The organism is Microcoleus sp. T2B6, from assembly GCF_036700475.1.
Classification (GTDB): domain Bacteria; phylum Cyanobacteriota; class Cyanobacteriia; order Cyanobacteriales; family Microcoleaceae; genus Microcoleus.
Genome location: NZ_JAUBOZ010000133.1, coordinates 1 through 17,093, shown reverse-complemented (window position 1 = coordinate 17,093; position 17,093 = coordinate 1). Strand labels below are relative to the sequence as shown.

The 17,093-nt window shown below is 44.3% G+C and carries 11 protein-coding genes and 3 pseudogenes; 8 read left to right on the top strand and 6 right to left on the bottom strand.

What is annotated here, in order from left to right; genetic code table 11:
* Nucleotides 1-378 precede the first annotated feature (378 nt).
* From QUA00_RS32810 to QUA00_RS32795, 4 genes and pseudogenes are all read left to right on the top strand, one after another.
* Nucleotides 379-780: a transposase gene (locus QUA00_RS32810; RefSeq protein ID WP_333412604.1), complete on the top strand. Its 402-nt coding sequence runs from the start codon at nucleotides 379-381 to the stop codon at nucleotides 778-780.
* A 69-nt stretch (nucleotides 781-849) separates the two neighbouring features.
* Nucleotides 850-1,756 (top strand): annotated as a pseudogene (locus tag QUA00_RS32805) (IS5 family transposase); the annotation flags it as partial.
* Between the two features lie 110 nt (nucleotides 1,757-1,866).
* Nucleotides 1,867-3,208, top strand: a pseudogene (locus QUA00_RS32800) (IS4 family transposase).
* 94 nt (nucleotides 3,209-3,302) lie between these two features.
* Nucleotides 3,303-3,902 (top strand): annotated as a pseudogene (locus tag QUA00_RS32795) (transposase); the annotation flags it as partial.
* A gap of 133 nt (nucleotides 3,903-4,035) precedes the next feature.
* On the opposite strand, the gene QUA00_RS32790 reads toward QUA00_RS32795, so the two are convergent.
* From QUA00_RS32790 to QUA00_RS32780, 3 genes are all read right to left on the bottom strand, one after another.
* Nucleotides 4,036-4,959, bottom strand: a complete 924-nt coding sequence (locus QUA00_RS32790; protein WP_333147993.1) for a hypothetical protein — start codon at nucleotides 4,957-4,959, stop codon at nucleotides 4,036-4,038.
* A 673-nt stretch (nucleotides 4,960-5,632) separates the two neighbouring features.
* Complete coding sequence (locus tag QUA00_RS32785) at nucleotides 5,633-5,869, bottom strand: NifU family protein (protein WP_006632519.1); 237 nt, start codon at nucleotides 5,867-5,869, stop codon at nucleotides 5,633-5,635.
* Nucleotides 5,870-6,147: 278 nt separating this feature from the next.
* Nucleotides 6,148-6,798, bottom strand: coding sequence for a DUF3386 domain-containing protein (locus tag QUA00_RS32780; RefSeq protein WP_333147991.1), 651 nt, complete (start codon nucleotides 6,796-6,798; stop codon nucleotides 6,148-6,150).
* A 271-nt stretch (nucleotides 6,799-7,069) separates the two neighbouring features.
* On the opposite strand from QUA00_RS32780, the gene QUA00_RS32775 reads away from it, so the two are divergent.
* A complete protein-coding gene (locus QUA00_RS32775; RefSeq protein ID WP_333104174.1) occupies nucleotides 7,070-8,251 on the top strand; it encodes a transposase in 1,182 nt (393 codons plus the stop codon).
* A gap of 226 nt (nucleotides 8,252-8,477) precedes the next feature.
* Nucleotides 8,478-10,016, top strand: a complete 1,539-nt coding sequence (locus tag QUA00_RS32770; protein ID WP_333412601.1) for a PAS domain S-box protein — start codon at nucleotides 8,478-8,480, stop codon at nucleotides 10,014-10,016.
* A 407-nt stretch (nucleotides 10,017-10,423) separates the two neighbouring features.
* Here the strand turns inward: QUA00_RS32770 and QUA00_RS32765 are convergent, their stop codons facing one another.
* Nucleotides 10,424-11,233: a GAF domain-containing protein gene (locus QUA00_RS32765; protein ID WP_333412599.1), complete on the bottom strand. Its 810-nt coding sequence runs from the start codon at nucleotides 11,231-11,233 to the stop codon at nucleotides 10,424-10,426.
* Nucleotides 11,234-11,863: 630 nt separating this feature from the next.
* Between QUA00_RS32765 and QUA00_RS32760 the strand changes: the two genes are divergently transcribed.
* The gene (locus tag QUA00_RS32760; protein WP_333412598.1) at nucleotides 11,864-12,046 is read left to right on the top strand and encodes a hypothetical protein; all 183 of its coding nucleotides are present in this window, start codon (nucleotides 11,864-11,866) and stop codon (nucleotides 12,044-12,046) included.
* On the opposite strand, the gene QUA00_RS32755 is transcribed toward QUA00_RS32760, so the two are convergent.
* The gene (locus QUA00_RS32755; RefSeq protein WP_333412596.1) at nucleotides 12,047-13,942 is read right to left on the bottom strand and encodes an ATP-binding protein; all 1,896 of its coding nucleotides are present in this window, start codon (nucleotides 13,940-13,942) and stop codon (nucleotides 12,047-12,049) included.
* Between the two features lie 564 nt (nucleotides 13,943-14,506).
* Nucleotides 14,507-14,734, bottom strand: coding sequence for a hypothetical protein (locus QUA00_RS32750; protein WP_333051858.1), 228 nt, complete (start codon nucleotides 14,732-14,734; stop codon nucleotides 14,507-14,509).
* Between the two features lie 328 nt (nucleotides 14,735-15,062).
* On the opposite strand from QUA00_RS32750, the gene lepA reads away from it, so the two are divergent.
* Complete coding sequence (lepA, locus tag QUA00_RS32745) at nucleotides 15,063-16,877, top strand: translation elongation factor 4 (RefSeq protein ID WP_333147691.1); 1,815 nt, start codon at nucleotides 15,063-15,065, stop codon at nucleotides 16,875-16,877.
* Nucleotides 16,878-17,093 lie beyond the last annotated feature (216 nt).

Here is a 17,093-nt window from a genome sequence, read left to right as displayed (position 1 = left end):
TTTAGAAGGTTTTTTTAGTTATTTAGTAATGCACAAATTTAGGTGTTTGTCAAATTAATTTAGATGCGTTTACCCTGAGTAGTTACTCGGCTGTCTATTCTTTAGTAAGAGGGGAATTAAAAAGTAAATTAAAAATTCCCAGACCTCGCAGTATTTCTCAGAAATCTACGGCAATTACTGAATTTAAAAATAACTTCCATCAACAGATAAAACCTTTACTAGACAAAGCTTTACCTCAAGTAAACAAATATAAAAAAGTCACTTATTGGTGTAGTGATGAAACGCGGATAGGGCTGCATACAATAAAGTCGGCGTAAGCTGACGCTTTCCGGCGTAAAGCCACGAGGAAAGCATCAATGGAAATAAGAGTGTTTTTGGCTGTATGGCGCAGTATCGATCCCTACGGGAAAAAGTTTTTTTGGGGAGTTTTCGCATTTAGACAAAGTTTGTTTTGAAGCATATTTACAACTTTTGTCAATACAATATCCTCATGAATTACACATCATTCAAGTAGATAACGCACCCGCTCATAATTTAAGCTCATCTGAATTACCAGACAATATCATTTTACTATTTCAGCCTCCGGCAAGTCCAGAAGTAAATCCCACAGAAAGAGTGTGGGAATATCTCAAAGATTTTTTAGCTTGGTCGGTGTTTAGTAATCTTGACGAACTCCGCACAAAAATCCAGGAAATTTTGGCATCTTTCACCGTGAGCGTCATTGGTTTTCTCACCGGATGGTCTTGGATTTTACATTCTTTATCTCTATCACATCTTTAAAAAAATGGTATAAGGGTGCAAGAAAAACAGGTATAATGGCTCAAAACCCGTGCATCACCATTTGTGATCGTGTACAGAAAAGTTGAGCTTGCCCCAAGCCCCCCATCCGACTTTGAACTTCCCTTTGGAGGAAGGTTGTCTGCTGACAACCGTTGGGTAAAAATGACCCAACTAATTCCTTGGTCGGAATTTGAATCAGATTATGCGGAAAATTTCCCGACCGAAATGGGCGCACCCGCCAAATCCTTTAGGATGGCATTAGGAGCATTAATTATTAAAGAAAAGCTGGGAATCAGCGACATAGAAACAGTAGAACATATCCGAGAAAACCCATACCTGCAATACTTTATCGGTCAATCAACTTACAGTAATGAACCCCCATTTGACCCATCACCCCGCCATCCACTTTCGGCAGCGAATCAGTGCGAATTTAATCAAGAAAGTGAACGAACGAATGGTGGAAAAAATGCGCGAAACCACCCCAAAACCGCCAGAAAAAAAAAAGGATTCGGACGCAAAAAATGAATCAACCAATCAAGGAAAATTAATCATAGACGCGACCTGTGCCCCAGCAGACATTAGCTATCCGACGGACTTAGGACTATTAAACAAGGCTAGAGTTCATACCGAAAAAATTATCGACATCCTCTATAAATCCCTCAAAGAAAAAATTACAAAAAAAACCAGAACCTACCGAAAAATAGCCAGGAAAGACTACTTAGCAGTAGCCAAACAACGACGACCTAAACGAAACAAAAAAATCCAAGCCCTTAAAAAACAACTGCAATATATCAAAAGAAACCTCGCTCATATTGAACAGCTAATCGAATCAGGTGCGACCCTACAAAGTGTGAGCCACAAGCAGTATAAAACTTTGTTAGTCCTCACAGAAGTCTATCGCCAACAACTCTGGTTATTTGAAAATAACAAACAGAGTATAGAGGACAGAATAGTAAGTTTAAGCCAACCCCACATCATTTGTGACAAGTTAAGAAAAAGTGCAAATTGTCAAGGGGGTAGACAAAAAAAGGTAAAATAGGATGAAACCTTGACCGGGCAAGCAGTTGAGCCATAATTAAACCAGTTATGACTAGCAAAAAACGAATCAACCGAGATCATGCAAAGAAAAAAAATCGTCCCCAAGTAGAAAATGAAGCGATCGCGAATTACCTGGAAGATTTATTAATTCCGGCAATGGCGGCCCAAAAAACTTTTTATCGCCAACTAAATTTAAGAGATAGAATTCTAACACTACCATTAATGATGGCAGCAATATTAAGTTTACTATGGCGATCCGTACCAGGAGTAACAGAATTAACCAGATTATTAAATAAAGAAGGATTTTTATGGTGTCAGCCACAAGAAATTAGTCAACAAGCATTGTCACAAAGATTTTTAACTTTTCCATCAATTTTATTTGAAAAAGTATTTAAAGAATTACTACCTCATTTTCGACAAAAATGGTTGATGAGAAAATCGAGACCATTACCACATAGCGTACAATTTGCCTTAAAAAACTTTGAAAATATCTGGATAGCTGACGGCTCAACATTAGAAGCATTATTTCGTAAACTAGAAAGTTTATCAGATGTTCCAATTGGTAAATTATCCGGAAAAATGGGAGTAATTATAGACCTAGTAACTCATCTTCCCGAAGAAATTTGGTTTTGGGAAAATCCGAAACAAGCAGATACTCATTGGGAAGAAGATTTACTAAAAAAAGTTAAGCCAAAAACCTTGCTGTTATTGGAATTAGGCTTCTATCACTTCGCTTTTTGGTCAAAATTAATTGAGCAAGAAATTGGATTTATTACTCGGATCAAGAAAGGTGCATCTTATCAAGTCAAGCGGGTATTAACCAATACTTATGAGGTTAAAGACCAGATAATTCAGATAGGTGCAGGGACAAAAAACACACCAACTTTGACTATAAGATTAGTACAAATCCGCTCAAAAAACTCCTGGCGTTCTTATCTGACAAGTGTCCAAAACCCCGAAATATTGCCCCCCTATGTAGTAGCAGATTTATATCAAAGACGCTGGCGAATTGAAGAGGCATTTTGTATAGTAAAGAGACTCCTAAATTTAAGTTATTTATGGACAGGTTCGTCCAACGGAATCCAGCTTCAAATCTGGGCTACTTGGCTATTTTATGCGGTTTTGGTAGACTTGGGAGATGCCGTTGCGGATGAATTAGGAGTGCCAATTGAACGTGTTTCATTAGAAATGATTTATCGAGGGATGTATCATTTTTCTGTGGCCTATCAAAAAGGATTAGCTTCTGACCTACTTAAGTATTTTGCCGACGCAAAAAATCAAGATTTAGGGATTGTTAAGCTACGCATGAAAACCTCATGTCAGGCTAATTATTTCTCCTTTCCCTGGAACTCAAAGAAGTCCCGAACAATTTTTTTTCAATAATGAATGAACAAATGGAGTCATATTTTAATTGGTATTTCGGTAAAAAATGAGTAAGATTACTCATTGACAACAGTGTTTTTAGCTTAACTTGTGAGGAATGACCCCACATCCGTCCAATTATCAGAGGAAAAGCAGGAAAGCCCGTAGAGTTTGGAGCCAAACTGTCAGCGAGTTGCAATGAAGGATATGTATTTCTAGACCGGATAAGTTGGGATAACTTTAACGAATCAGGAGACTTAAAAGCACTCATTTGAAGCATTTAAAAATTACACAGGATACTATCCAGAATCAGTCCATGCAGATCGCATTTATCGAACAAGAGAAAACCGAGCTTGGTGTAAAGAAAGAGGAATTAGAATTAGTGGCCCCCCTTTAGGAAAGCCACCAGCAAATGTTAGTAAGGAAACCAAGAAACAAGCCTGGGAAGATGAAAGAATTCCTAACTCTATTGAGGGCAAATTTGGGACTTGCGAAAAAGAAGATTTAGCCTGAATCGGGTGATGGCAAAACTTGATAATACTTCCGAAACAGCCATTGCTATTACTTTTTTAGTAATGAACCTTTCTACCTGGTTAAGACGGGTTTTTTGTGCGTTTTTATGTCACAAACCGAAAATCACACCTTTTTACGGTTCAATGATTATTAAAAGCTATAGCAGGGCAAGTTATAGTCAACAAAAAGTTATGTTTCGCCGAGCTTGAATTGCCCATCAAGTGCGATGCCTACGGCTGGCTACGCCTACGCGATTTTTTCTAACTTATTCAGCAAGCCCTACTTACCTGTCTCAATTTAGCCCCTGCAAGGGCAGGCATTTTGCCTGCCCCACCAACAAAATTATTTTTGAAGAGCTAGCCTTTGTTTAAACTGCCGCCAGTAAGAGCCTACTGGTGATTTTCCGAACATAATTCGCAATTTTTTCATAATTCCCATCTGCGACTGTCCATAATAAAGTGCCTGAGCAGGAATCCTTTCGGCATCAGAAAAACCCACATTGATAAAGCGTTCAATTCCTTCTCGCTTCAGGTATTTTTGACGAGTCTTCTGCAAGCGCTCTTCGTGAGTATTTGTATGAAATACCGTCCAGTTCGGATCTTCTGCCTTACATAAGCTGTATTCCTTGTGGCGTTCTACGTACTGCTCGAAAGCGAGTTCCCATAAATATCTGTCCTGATTAGTCGCCTTAGCTGGATTCTCACCTTTGAAGCCAGACATAATAAAATCCCCAGCAAATTCATGGGTTGCCGCCATAAATTTACTCCGCTTCATCAGAGCAAAATTCAGACTACACTTGTCGCTAAAGTACCACCCCGGCCAGGCGTCGTGGTGCTGCGATGGCAGATTGAATGAACCGCTAACCGAGAAAACATCATCGCGTTCGAGATAACCAATCGCTTCCTCTAACCAACCATCGTGGCCCTTTCGGTAGGGCAAGGTGTCAACGTGGAAAAATAGCAAGTAAGGTTTACTCGCGATCGCCCCCGATGTATATTCTTTTATATAACCAGACTCCATCCCCCCATGATTATCTTCGTGATTAGACTGGATTACCTGCAATTTGTCAATCAAACCTTCTTCAAACAATTGCCAGTATACCCTTTGAGTTTTGAGATCGCTGCCACAATCTACAACGACAACTTCACCAGGTTTACCCCCTAAAAACTGAAACCAATCTTGGAGAATGTCAGCAAATACTAAAGCATCCCCAAAGTTGGATGTCACCATTGAAATTTGGTCGAGGGTGTTCAGTTGTGGAATCATAAGCAAATGCCTCACACTTCATAATATAAAAAGCAGAAATGATTTAAAAGTTTAGCAAAAAATTAGCAATTTTTCGGCTTCCTCCTAGGTAACCTGGCAACATTAATTACATAAAGACTCTTGACTAAGCAAGGCTTGCAGGCCAGATTTGGGTATCCACTCAATAAATCGGGGTAAATCGCTCAGTGACGAGCCTCTTTCCGGGAGCAAAATCCTTCCCGACAGGGTAGTCTACCCCGATTTATTGAGCGGAGACAGATTTTGTGCAATTAATTCTACACAACTACTATAGCCTTTCTCAGATAGGTGAGGTATGACTCGGAGCGGAGTTTTTTGTCTGTATCTCGCTTACTATATAACGACCATAAGAGGGATCTCATCCCCACAACGTACCTCATCTTTCTGAGAAAGGCTATACCAGCATAGAGTGCTTTGACATCTCCCTCGCCTGAAAAGGCAAGGGGATTAGTAAGACCATAATCGTAGTCTTAAAGCTGTGGACAATTCGCTTCTACACGCTCAAAAACAACTACCAGTACAAGAGGTATTGCAATTACGCTTACTTTTATCTGGTTTTGCTGTCCTTCGGCGGTTGAAACAGCAGAAAAGTCCATCCCCGTGTCTGTAGCCCGGGGATTCCGTCTCGTTTTTTGGTGAATTACTCGTTACCCAGCTACATTACCTGTTCGACTTCAGCAATTTCTGGGATAGCCTCGCGCAGGCGACGTTCAATGCCCATTCTCAGAGTCATTGTGGAACTCGGGCAAGAGCCACAAGCTCCTTGCAGTCTCAGGTGTACCACTGGGCCGTCAATTTCTACGAGTTCGACGTTGCCACCGTCGGATATCAGGTAGGGACGCATTTCATCGAGAACTGTTTCGACGTTATCTCTGGTTAGTGCTAGTGTCATATTTCGCCTCTGTGATGATTTCTTGCAGTTGATTGTGTTCGATTTGAGCCAAGGGCAGCATTCTCAACCGCGCGAGATTTAAGAAACCGGGTTTCTTGAAAAAAGACTTGCGTACTCAGATGAGCTTGCTGCAGTAAACCCGGTTTCTGTCACGCTGATGCTCGATTTCAATTCGCTCTCTGGTTCGATCGTAGCGTTACTTGCCGCCAAATCAAGTTGATTCTGATACGTTAAGCAAAAAAACCCGTTTTATTTAAGAAATCGGGTTTTTGAGGCCGCTACACTACTGCTGGTTCTAGCAGTTTGACGTTGGAGTAGTTGAACTCGGTTGTTGTCAGTTGACCTTTTTCTTTCGATCGAACTACTTGCTTTGTCATGACATAATAGTCGCCTATCTTGTCAAAGGTATCTTCAAATTCGAGTTCTTTGATGATTTCGTCTGTTTGGGGGTTGCGGAAAACGGCATCGTAGTGGGTTGCCAAAGAACCTTCGGGTGTCTCTAAGCTTTTATGCGTGTCAATTACGAAAGCCATGCGGCCCATCACCCGGCTGACTTGACAAATTGAGAGACCTCGGACTTTATAGTTAGACCCCATTGAGTCGCCTTGCACCAAGATGTCCACAGCGTCTGTGCTGTCCTTCTCGCCGAGGGTGAAGCTATTTTTGCCGTGAGATTTTTCAAATGTCGAGCGTTTGCGGTGGGTGACAATATCGCGCATTTGGGTGTAGACGCTTTGCTGCACTTCCTCGTCTTCAATGCCCGTGACTTCCACGCTCATGTCGGGTTTGATCCAAACATGACCCGTATATACTTCGTCGCCCTGTTTGAGTTCAATATCGGCACTGTAACCGGGAAAATTGGCATCCCAGGTATAGCGGTGTTCGTAAGCAGCGCGAAACAAATCGCGAGCGTTGGCTTGCTCTGTCATAAATCCCTCTTTCTCTTGACACCCATCTAGTTTAGCTTAACCGCGAGAAGCCCCACATTCACTGGGTAGGGGAGTTACCCGCACTCCTAGCGAGCACTTCTTGGGGGTGCGGCTGGGCTGGCAATTAGGGCGCAACAAGAATTTACCGCAAAAGTGGGTATAAAGCCCCGTCCTTCTAAGACGGCTTTAATTTCTACAATTTGTAAATAATTGTTAAATAGGTAGATTTTGTGGGTAAAAGTTGCAGTAAAAATAATGATAAACTATTCCCATGATAGTATTAGAGTTTAAGTTGAAAGGCAAAGCGGAGCAATATCGGATCATGGACGAAATGATTCGGACGGCTCAATTTGTCCGAAACAAAACTCTTAGACATTGGATAGACAATCAAGGAATTAAGCTGGTAGACCTATACAAACAGTGTGCCATTATGGCGAAAGAGTTTGAATGGGCAGGCAAGCTTAACTCGACGGCACGTCAAGCTTCGGCGGAGCGTGCCATTTTTGCTATAGGGCGTTTTTTTGCTAATTGCAAAGCAAAGAAACCAGGGAAAAAGGGATTCCCGCAGTTCAAAAAGCACACTCGTTCCGTTGAGTACAAACAATCGGGTTGGTCACTTTCTGCCGACAAAAGATGTTTAACATTTAAAGACGGCTTCGCTGCTGGGAAGTTCAAGTTGGTTGGTAGTCGGGATTTGTATTTCTACGCGCCAAACGAGATTAAACGAATCAGAGTCGTGCGTCGTGCCGACGGATACTACGCTCAATTTTGTATCAATGTGGAACGGAAAGAGGAAGCTATTTCCACTGGTAAAGCCATTGGAATAGATGTCGGATTAAACCATTTTTATACTGATAGCGATGGCGAAACAGTTCCTAATCCTCGGTATCTCCGCAAAAGCGAAAAAGCTCTGAAGAGATCGCAGAAGCGAGTTTCTCGGAAAAAGAAAGGTTCTAAAAATCGAAAAAAAGCGATCAACAAGTTAGGAAGAAAACACCTGAAGGTCAGTAGACAGCGTAAAGACTTCGCCATTAAGACGACGCCCGGCGCGGTGAAATCTAACGATTTTGTAGCCTACGAAGACCTTCAGGTGCGGAACATGGTTAAGAACCATAAACTCGCTAAATCAATTAGCGATGCTGCGTGGTCACAGTTTGCTCAATGGTTGGAATACTTTGGAAAAGTGTACGGCAAAACAGTTATTGCTGTTGCTCCTCAGTACACATCTCAGGAATGTTCACACTGTGGCAACCTGGTTAAAAAAACTCTGTCAACTCGAACCCATATTTGTGGTTGTGGTGTGGTGTTAGATCGCGACCATAATGCCGGAAAAAACATTTTGGCAAAGGGATTGAAGCAGGCAGGAATCAATTTAAATACGGTGGGGCACACCGAAATTTACGCTGGGGGACAGACCGATCTCTACTCGCTGATGGTAGCCAAACAGAGATAAGTTCGACTGGATGATCCAAGAATCCCTGCGCCTTTAGGCAAGGGAGTGTCAATTTCTCTATCGGTTGCTATGATTTGAAGAGAAAGTCCCAAAATGCCTGGTTATTGAGAGCGCGATGGGTCGCAAGCCACACACCAGTCTTAGTTATGGGTTATGTTGAAAAAACTTGTGTCCGCTTTTTAGGGGTTGCACCCGCAGGCAACTATTAGATTCCCCCCTTAATAAAATGCTAGAAACTGTCTACAAACACTTAGAAACATTGCAGGAACAAGCTAGACAATTGCCACCACCGCAACAGGCAATTCTCACCACAACTCTGGAAGTTTTATCTAATTCTTTGCAGGAAATTGCAGCAGATCGCCTGTTTGAAAGCGCGAGATATAACGAATTAAAGCTGGTTGAAATCGAAAAAAAAAATCGCCTATTGGAACGCACGGTTGCCCAGCAAGCATCGCAAATCAGACAGCTACAGGAGCAGTTAGAAAAACAAATTAGCCAGCACCGCAGGGACAATCAAGGATTAATTAAAAGTGAAGCCAAACTGCAAGCTATGCTGCGTAATTCTCCCGATCTAATTAGCATTGTCGGCTCCGACGGGCGAGTTCGATATCACAGCGGAGCCCTACAGCGGCTTTTGGGTTACAACCCAGAAGAAAGAATTGGCAAATTTCACGGCGAGTTAATCCATCCAGACGATTTGCTAGCTTGGCAGACGTATTTTGGTAAGTTGTTAGAATCTCCCGGCATTGGGGGGGCAATCGAATATCGGAAACGCCATGCTGACGGTTCTTGGATCTACATGGAGTCGGTAGGTAACAGTTTGCTTTGCGATTCGAGCGTGCAGGGAATTATAATTAATTCGCGGGAAATAGGGGAACGAAAGCAAGCCGAAATCGCAGTCCGAGAGTCGGAACTCCACTACAGAGTTATGTCGCAAATTACTTCGGATTTTGCCTATTCTTTTAAGGGACTGCCCGACGGCAAGTTCGCCTGCGAGTGGGCGACAGAAGCTTTTGAGCGCTGCACTGGGATCGTTCCTGAAGAATTAGAATCGTTTGGTTGGTGGAACTCCGAACTCGTTCATCCCGACGACAGGGAAATGTTAATTAAACAGTTAGAAGGCTGTACTTTCAGCCGCACTGGAGCTAATGAGTATCGCATTATTAATCAAAAAGGCGAGGTGCGCTGGGTGCGGGACTACTGGCAAGTGGTGTGGGACAAAACTGCTGAACGGGTTGTCCGTTTGTGGGGCGCTTGTCAGGAAATTACCGATCGCAAGCAAGTAGAATTGAAACTGCAACTCGTTAACCAAGTTTTGCAAGCCCAGATAGCATCGGCGCCGCTGGCGATTAACTGTACCAGCAATGACGGCAATACCGTTGTTTGGAACCGCGCCGCCGAACAACTTTTTGGCTGGACTGCGGCTGAGGTTTTAGGGAAACCTTTACCGAATATTCCTCAAGGCCAAAAGCAAGATTTTTACGCCCTGCTAAAGTCTGCGTCTAATGGCAACCCGCACAACGGTTTGGAAATATCTTTGTTGAAAAAAGACGGTAGTTCGATCGATGTTTGGCTTTGGGCCGCACGCGTGCGAGATGCGGGCGGCCAGACTGTCGGCAGTATCAACATATTTTCTGATCTTTCAGAACGCAAGCGCATAGAGGAAGAGCGCCAAAAACTAGCAGCGATGAAAGATATGGAGGAACCTTTTTGGGCGCGCTATGTCAGCCCTCCGAAAACTACGAAAAAAAAGGGCGGTGGGTAATTCTCTCAAGCACAATTTAAAAGCATTAAAAGTGCAAAAGTGCAATCTTATGCTTGCAATAAGCTGCTACGCATCTAAATTGAATACAGAGACGGGCTCTCCTGCCCGTCCCACAAGAATTGTAGAAAAATTGACTGTCAAATTAGATGCACAACAGCTTATCCTTTCCGGTCAAATAACCTATTTGATGGGAGTCGTTCGAGCGGACATAATATGATAAATACACCGGGCTACCACCTGTAGTAGTTGCTCTGCTGTACTGTGTAAAACTATTTTTCCCTAAAAATAATTGATGAACCAGCTATCGAATTTATTGAGGGAATCTATCGATAAAGTGTCAGCTTTTTTCTGGGTAAAACTTGTGGGCACGGTAAATATTAGACTTGTCAAAGACGCCACTCGAAGGTTTACTGATGCCCAGATTTTTCCTGGTTCCTGAAAGTGGCTAACTCTGCGTGAGTTTGGCAAGCTTCACTTAACTCAATGTAATCTAAGATATTGGAAATTACCTGAGAAAGGTGGATAGCCGAACGGTGAGCTTCTTCGATAAAATCTCTCTCCTCTATGGGATCGTCAGCTTGGTCGTCTATGGTTAGTTGTAGATAGCCGATGATGTGATTTAGGGGAGTGCGGAGCTCGTGGGACGCTTTCAACAAAAATTGCTTTTTGAGCTGGGATAGTCCTTGTACTCGCTTGCTGCGCTCTTGGTAGAGGGTGGCGAGGGCGATCGCACTTCCTACTTGCTCGGCAAGTTCTTGTGCGAATTCGATCTGGCATTGAGTCCAAGGTCGATCGGTCTTACCCTTCCCCGACGATCGACCTTTGCACTGATGCAAGCTAATTATGCCGTTAGGTTGCTCTTGGTAAGCGGTAGCCACCACTAGCAGCGACTGCGGCCCAAAAGAGTCATTGGCTGCAAAGGACTCTACTACCACCGGTTCGAGGGTGGCTAGAGCTTGAAGGAAATGAGGTGCTGCTGTGAGCGAGATTTCCATTCCCAGCATCGGTAAAAATGGTTCTTGGCAGTATTCAGCAGCTACTTTGACTTGCAGACTAGAACTTTCATAGGGACAAAGGATGCAGCGGCTGACGCCTAGTGTTTCTCCCAGACTGTTAACTGTTTGCTGCCAGATGGTATGGAGATCCAAGGTTCGACGAATCTTTCTGCCAATTTGGAGTAAAAGTTTTTGCGATTGAGCTGATATTTGCTGATTCATAGCAACCCTTTTTCTAATAGACTGGCAAAAGTTTACCATTCTGCCAACTGAGCAGGAATTTACTGAATTTGCCAGCCTGCCGCTGCCCGACTTAGGGATTACGTAATTCTACTTAAATCTTCCCACACCCCGTCAAACATTACTAAGTAGTTTCGGTGTCTTTACAAGATCTTTATGATTTTCACAGAGAACTGAGAGCGTCCAGTATGCTTAATAATCCTTTACAGTAGGGGGTTGGGAAGCTTAATCAGTCGTATAAGCTGGCATTAAGTTTTTGTAAAGCTGGCGGTGTGCGCGGGTTTACTCGGAGGTGTGAGAGCCCAGCGGACAAATAAAGATGAGCTTTGTTATCCGTACCCCGGATTTGATTTATGCGAATTCTGGGTGGGGATTGGAAGTGGCGGGGACGATCGATCTCAGTTGCAAGCTCCCAAGGAGGGAGATTGGCGATGGATAAAAGTTAAAATTGATACAGGGGCGATCGAACTGTGTTTGTAGGATAATTACCAATTATCGATGACTTTTATTCACGCAACGGAACTCACGGATACAGGAATATAGTAATTTTTAAGTGAGTAAGGTACAGTTGGGTAATTGGTAATTGGTAATATCAATTCCGGCTGCGCCGGAATGATATCAAATCCGCGCTCCGAAGTCGGGCGTAAAGTGGAATTAAGCTGCCAAGAAATAATTCGCGCAATTTTCATTTTTTTACTCACAGTCAACAGTCAACAGTCAACAGTCAACAGTCAACAGTCAACAGTCAACAGTCAACAGTCAACAATGATTACGGTTGCACCGGAATCGATATGATTAATTTTTAAATAGTGGTTCTTGATAAAGCGGCACAGTAAAAGTAACCGTCGAGCCGAGTCCTTCCCCCATACTGTAAAAATTTACTGTACCCCCCATTGCTTCTACCAGTTTTTGAGAAATAGCCAATCCCAAACCGGTGCCGCCGTATTGCCTGGTACGATCGCCGTCCACCTGAAAAAACGACTCAAATAATTTATCTTGCTTGTCGAGAGAAACGCCAATGCCAGTATCAGCGACTCGGATTTTTACCATTCCGGGGAACTGCTGGTTGTGCACAGTCACCTTTTTCTTAATAACCTCGGCACTGATGCGAATTCCCCCTTCCCCGGTAAATTTAATGGCATTGCCCGTGAGGTTCAAGATTACTTGAAGCAGGCGTTGGTAGTTGCCATACACAATAATCTCGTCCTCCACAGGGGGTTTTTGGATTTGAAATTGCAATCGCTTTTGCTCGACTTGAACCCGTGTAAAATCCTCAACTTGTTGCAAAAGTTCACCGAGTTTGACGGGAGCGAGGTCTAACTCCATTTTGCCAGCTTCGATTTTAGCGACATCCAAAATATCGTTAATCACATTGAACAAATGTACTGCTGAGCGGTAAGCTTCTTCGATAAATTGGTGCGCTTCTTCGGGGTCATCTGCCATGCCGTCCATAAGCAGTTTTAGGAAGCCGAGGATGCCGTTGAGGGGGGTGCGGAGTTCATGAGAAGTATTAGCAAGAAATTGACTTTTAAGTTGGGAAAGAGCCACGGCTTCGGCGCGAGCCTGTTCTAATTCTTGGTAAAGTGTAGCGTGGGCGATCGCACTGCCGACTTGAGCGACTAACTCGCGGGCGAATTCGAGTTCGACAGGACTCCATTTCGGAGAGTTGCCGCAGCGGTGCAAACATATCAGTGCATTGGGTTGGTCTTCATAGGAGGTAGCTGCTACGAGCACGGAATGGCGGTGGAAGGGATCGGCGGCGGGGGAGGCGTAATCGACTGCTACTGGTTTTAAGGTGGCTAAAGTTTGAATCCACCCTGGCTGTTCGGCTGCGCGCAGTTCTAATCCCAGCATAGAAGAGTAAGCTTCTTGGCGGTACTCAGCTACTACTTTAAAAGTTTTCGATTGGAGATTTTCGATTTGAGCAGGGGAAAGCGGGAGCGAGGGGTCGCTAGCTATTGACTGGTGTAATTCGGCGGCTGCCGTCGAATTTTGCTGATTTTCAGAGGCAAGGAAGGGGGAGGTTTCGAGATTTTCGCTGTCTTTTTTGTAGGAACAGATGATGCAGCGACTCGCGTTCAAAACTTGACCCAAGCTGTTAACAGTTTGTTGCCAAATTGTGTCTAAATCGAGGGTTTTATGCAGGTTTTGAGCGATTTGGGAGATGATTTTACGGTCGATTTCCGAGTAGGGAGGGAGCGATCGAGCGGGGATGCGGCTCGCTGGAAGCGACATTTGTTGACGGCCGTCCAAGGGGGATGGCAAAGCTCGATAGAGCATGAATTCTGGGGAGTCTGGCCGTCTGTCTGTGGGTTTGTCAGACAGCAGCCTTCCCATAACTAAGACTTTTGTAGCTTTGCCGTTTGAGTCGATCGCCGGAGTGAGTGTCAAATCGAAGAGAAAATATTGTCCGGCGTGGCAAAATGGATAGCTGAAGCGTTGCGGTACGAGGGTTTCGAGCGCCCGCCGCAGGATATCGAGATAAGGCGCAGGGGCGATGGGTTGCAGGGTTTCGCTGAGGGGGCGATCGACAATTTGTTCTGCTGTAAGGTTGTACTGCTCGGCTTTTTGCCAGTAAAAAGATAGATATCGACCAGAGGCGTCTTGGGTAAATACTAATTCTGCCCCTAACTCTTGAAAAAAAACTGTAGAGGCGAGGCTCGATCGCCGGAAATCTGTGTTAGAGTCCATCAGAGTAGGGGATGAAAGTAGTTCGGATTTGGGAGAATTGAGTTTTTAATAAAGGACTCAATTCTCCCCATTGTTTGGGGCTTCTACTGTTAATTTGTGAGTTATTAATCAATTAAAAAGTTTTTGGCTTTTTCATTAAAACATTAATCGCTCAAAACTAACAATTCGCAATATTTTTAGGCTTCTACTATTGACTTTTGAGTGATTAATGAACTCATAAAATATTAATTATTTAATTCTGAGCTCAACTCTAAACTCAAAACTCTTCGTTCTCAGCCGTTTTGGGTAATTTAAAGATAAAAATTAAGATTGAGAAATTAGGAATCTGCACCGATTAACTATCAAGTGTGAAAATTACGCCAAAATATGAGGCTGCGAACAACTCAAGTCGGGAAATGGCTCACGCATTTTTTCCCTCACCTAGAATAGTTCCGAGGTTGTGATTGAGCCGAGTTCACTCGCCCACCACCTGTAGCTTTAGCCACGAAATCTGCAGGAGATCGCCCGTGCGATCTAAATTTCACACCCCGCAGATTTGCGCGCGCCGTCTGGGGCGAGAGCACCTCAGTCGTTCCATTCACCACGCGGCGGGACTGGGGGGTTGCGGCGTAAACTCAGAGCCAGCTCGTCTTCCCGGCGCTCGCCTCGGAGCCACTGCTTGATTGCTGTTTCAATGACTTTGCTGGGGTCATTCGTCAAGTGCTTAATTTGGTCTAGCAGTTCAGGATCGATATGGATGGACAGTTCGACTTTTTCTGACGAACTGTGGGAAGGTATTCTTGATTCGCTCATAGTTTAAAAATCCTAGTTTTAATTCTTAAGTTTCAATTCTTTTGATGACAACCGACTGGACTAGATATTGGCAGTCCCTGATTTGCACCCAACCTTTCCTCAACCGCTTAACCGCTTTCTGTACAATGAGAGAGAGAAAAGTTTTTTCCTTTTGGGTGTCCGGGCTCGATCGGACACTTGAAAGGCTAATAACTGATACTCTTGAGGTTTGCCTCAGTTGTGGTTTCATCTCAATCCCCAGTAAGAGGTTGAAGTAAGCACTCTACTCTTGCTTGTGTAATCATACAACAAAAAGTATCCTTTGCCGATTAGCTCTTCGATAAAAAACATGACTAACGTCCCTGTATCTCGCATTCGTAATTTTTCGATTATTGCTCACATCGACCACGGAAAATCGACCTTGGCCGATCGCCTGTTGCAGGCGACTGGGACTGTGCAGGCACGGGAGATGAAGGAGCAGTTTTTAGACAATATGGATCTCGAACGCGAACGCGGCATTACGATCAAGCTGCAAGCGGCTCGGATGAATTATACTGCCAAGGACGGTCAGGAGTACGTACTCAATCTGATCGACACTCCGGGACACGTGGACTTTTCTTACGAGGTGTCGCGATCGCTCGCTGCTTGCGAAGGGGCGCTGCTGGTGGTAGACGCATCTCAAGGCGTGGAAGCACAAACCCTCGCAAATGTCTACCTTGCCTTGGGAAACAATCTGGAAATTATTCCAGTTTTAAATAAAATTGACCTGCCGGGGGCAGAACCGGAACGGGTAAAAGGGGAAATTGAAGAAATTATCGGTCTGGACTGTAGCGGGGCGATCGAGGCTTCGGCTAAGGAAGGAATTGGTATAGATGAGATTTTGGAGTCGATCGTCGAATTGGTGCCGCCGCCGCAGGATACTGTTGACAAACCGCTGCGGGCGCTAATTTTTGACAGTTATTACGACCCTTATCGCGGGGTAATTGTGTATTTCCGGGTGATGGACGGAAGTGTCAAAAAGGGCGATCGAGTTTTGTTGATGGTTTCGGGTAAGGAATATGTCATCGATGAATTGGGCATCCTTTCACCGACTCAAGTTCAAGTAGACGAACTGCACGCGGGGGAAGTGGGTTATCTGGGCGCGGCAATTAAAGCCGTAGCTGATGCTCGCGTCGGCGATACGATTACTTTGGTCAAAAAGCCTGCACCGGAGCCTTGGCCGGGTTATACAGAAGCAAAACCGATGGTTTTTTGCGGCTTGTTCCCGATCGATGCTGACCAATTTCCAGATTTGCGGGAAGCTTTAGAAAAACTCGAACTCAACGATGCGGCGCTTTCTTACGAACCGGAAACTTCGAGTGCGATGGGATTTGGTTTCCGCTGCGGTTTCTTGGGTTTGCTGCACATGGAAATTGTGCAAGAAAGACTGGAGAGAGAATACAATTTGGATTTGATTGTTACGGCTCCTTCTGTTGTTTATCAAATCACAACAATTAAAGGAGAAGTGTTAACAATTGACAATCCCAGCCACTTGCCCGATCCTCAGTATCGCGAGAAAATTGAGGAACCTTATGTGCGGGTAGAAATGCTGTCGCCGGAAACTTATGTGGGCGCGCTGATGGAACTGTCTCAAAGTCGGCGGGGCATTTTTGTGGATATGAAGTATCTGAGTCAAGGCCGAACTACGCTGGTTTACGAGTTGCCTTTGGCGGAGGTGGTGACGGACTTTTTTGACCAGATGAAATCGCGATCGCGCGGTTATGCGAGCATGGAGTATCACCTCATCGGTTATCGCGAAAATCCGTTAGTGAAAATGGACATTTTAATTAATGGCGATCCGGTTGATGCTTTGGCGATGATCGTACACCGGGATAAGGCTTATAATGTGGGCCGCGGGTTGACGGAAAAACTGAAGGAGTTGATTCCTCGCCATCAATTTAAGGTGCCGATTCAAGCGACAATTGGCGCGAAGGTGATTGCTTCGGAACACATTCCGGCTTTGCGGAAGGATGTGTTGGCGAAGTGTTACGGCGGTGATATTTCGCGGAAGAAGAAGTTGCTGCAAAAGCAGGCGAAGGGTAAGAAGCGGATGAAGTCTGTGGGTACTGTGGATGTGCCGCAGGAGGCTTTTATGGCTGTGCTGAAGCTCGATCGAGATTCGTAATTTGTGTGGCCTTTTGTCAGGAACAGGCAAGATGCCTGTTCCACAAAGAGTGAGTTTTCTTGTGGGACGGGCAAGAGGCCCGTCCCTAAAAGGCTTAAATTAAAATGGTGTCAAATGTCGGGTATAATTATCGAAATGTTATAGAACCCATTTGACATCTTTTACGGTCTTGTGGTAGCGTGACCGTAAAAGCATTATCCAGTAGCAGCCATGCCT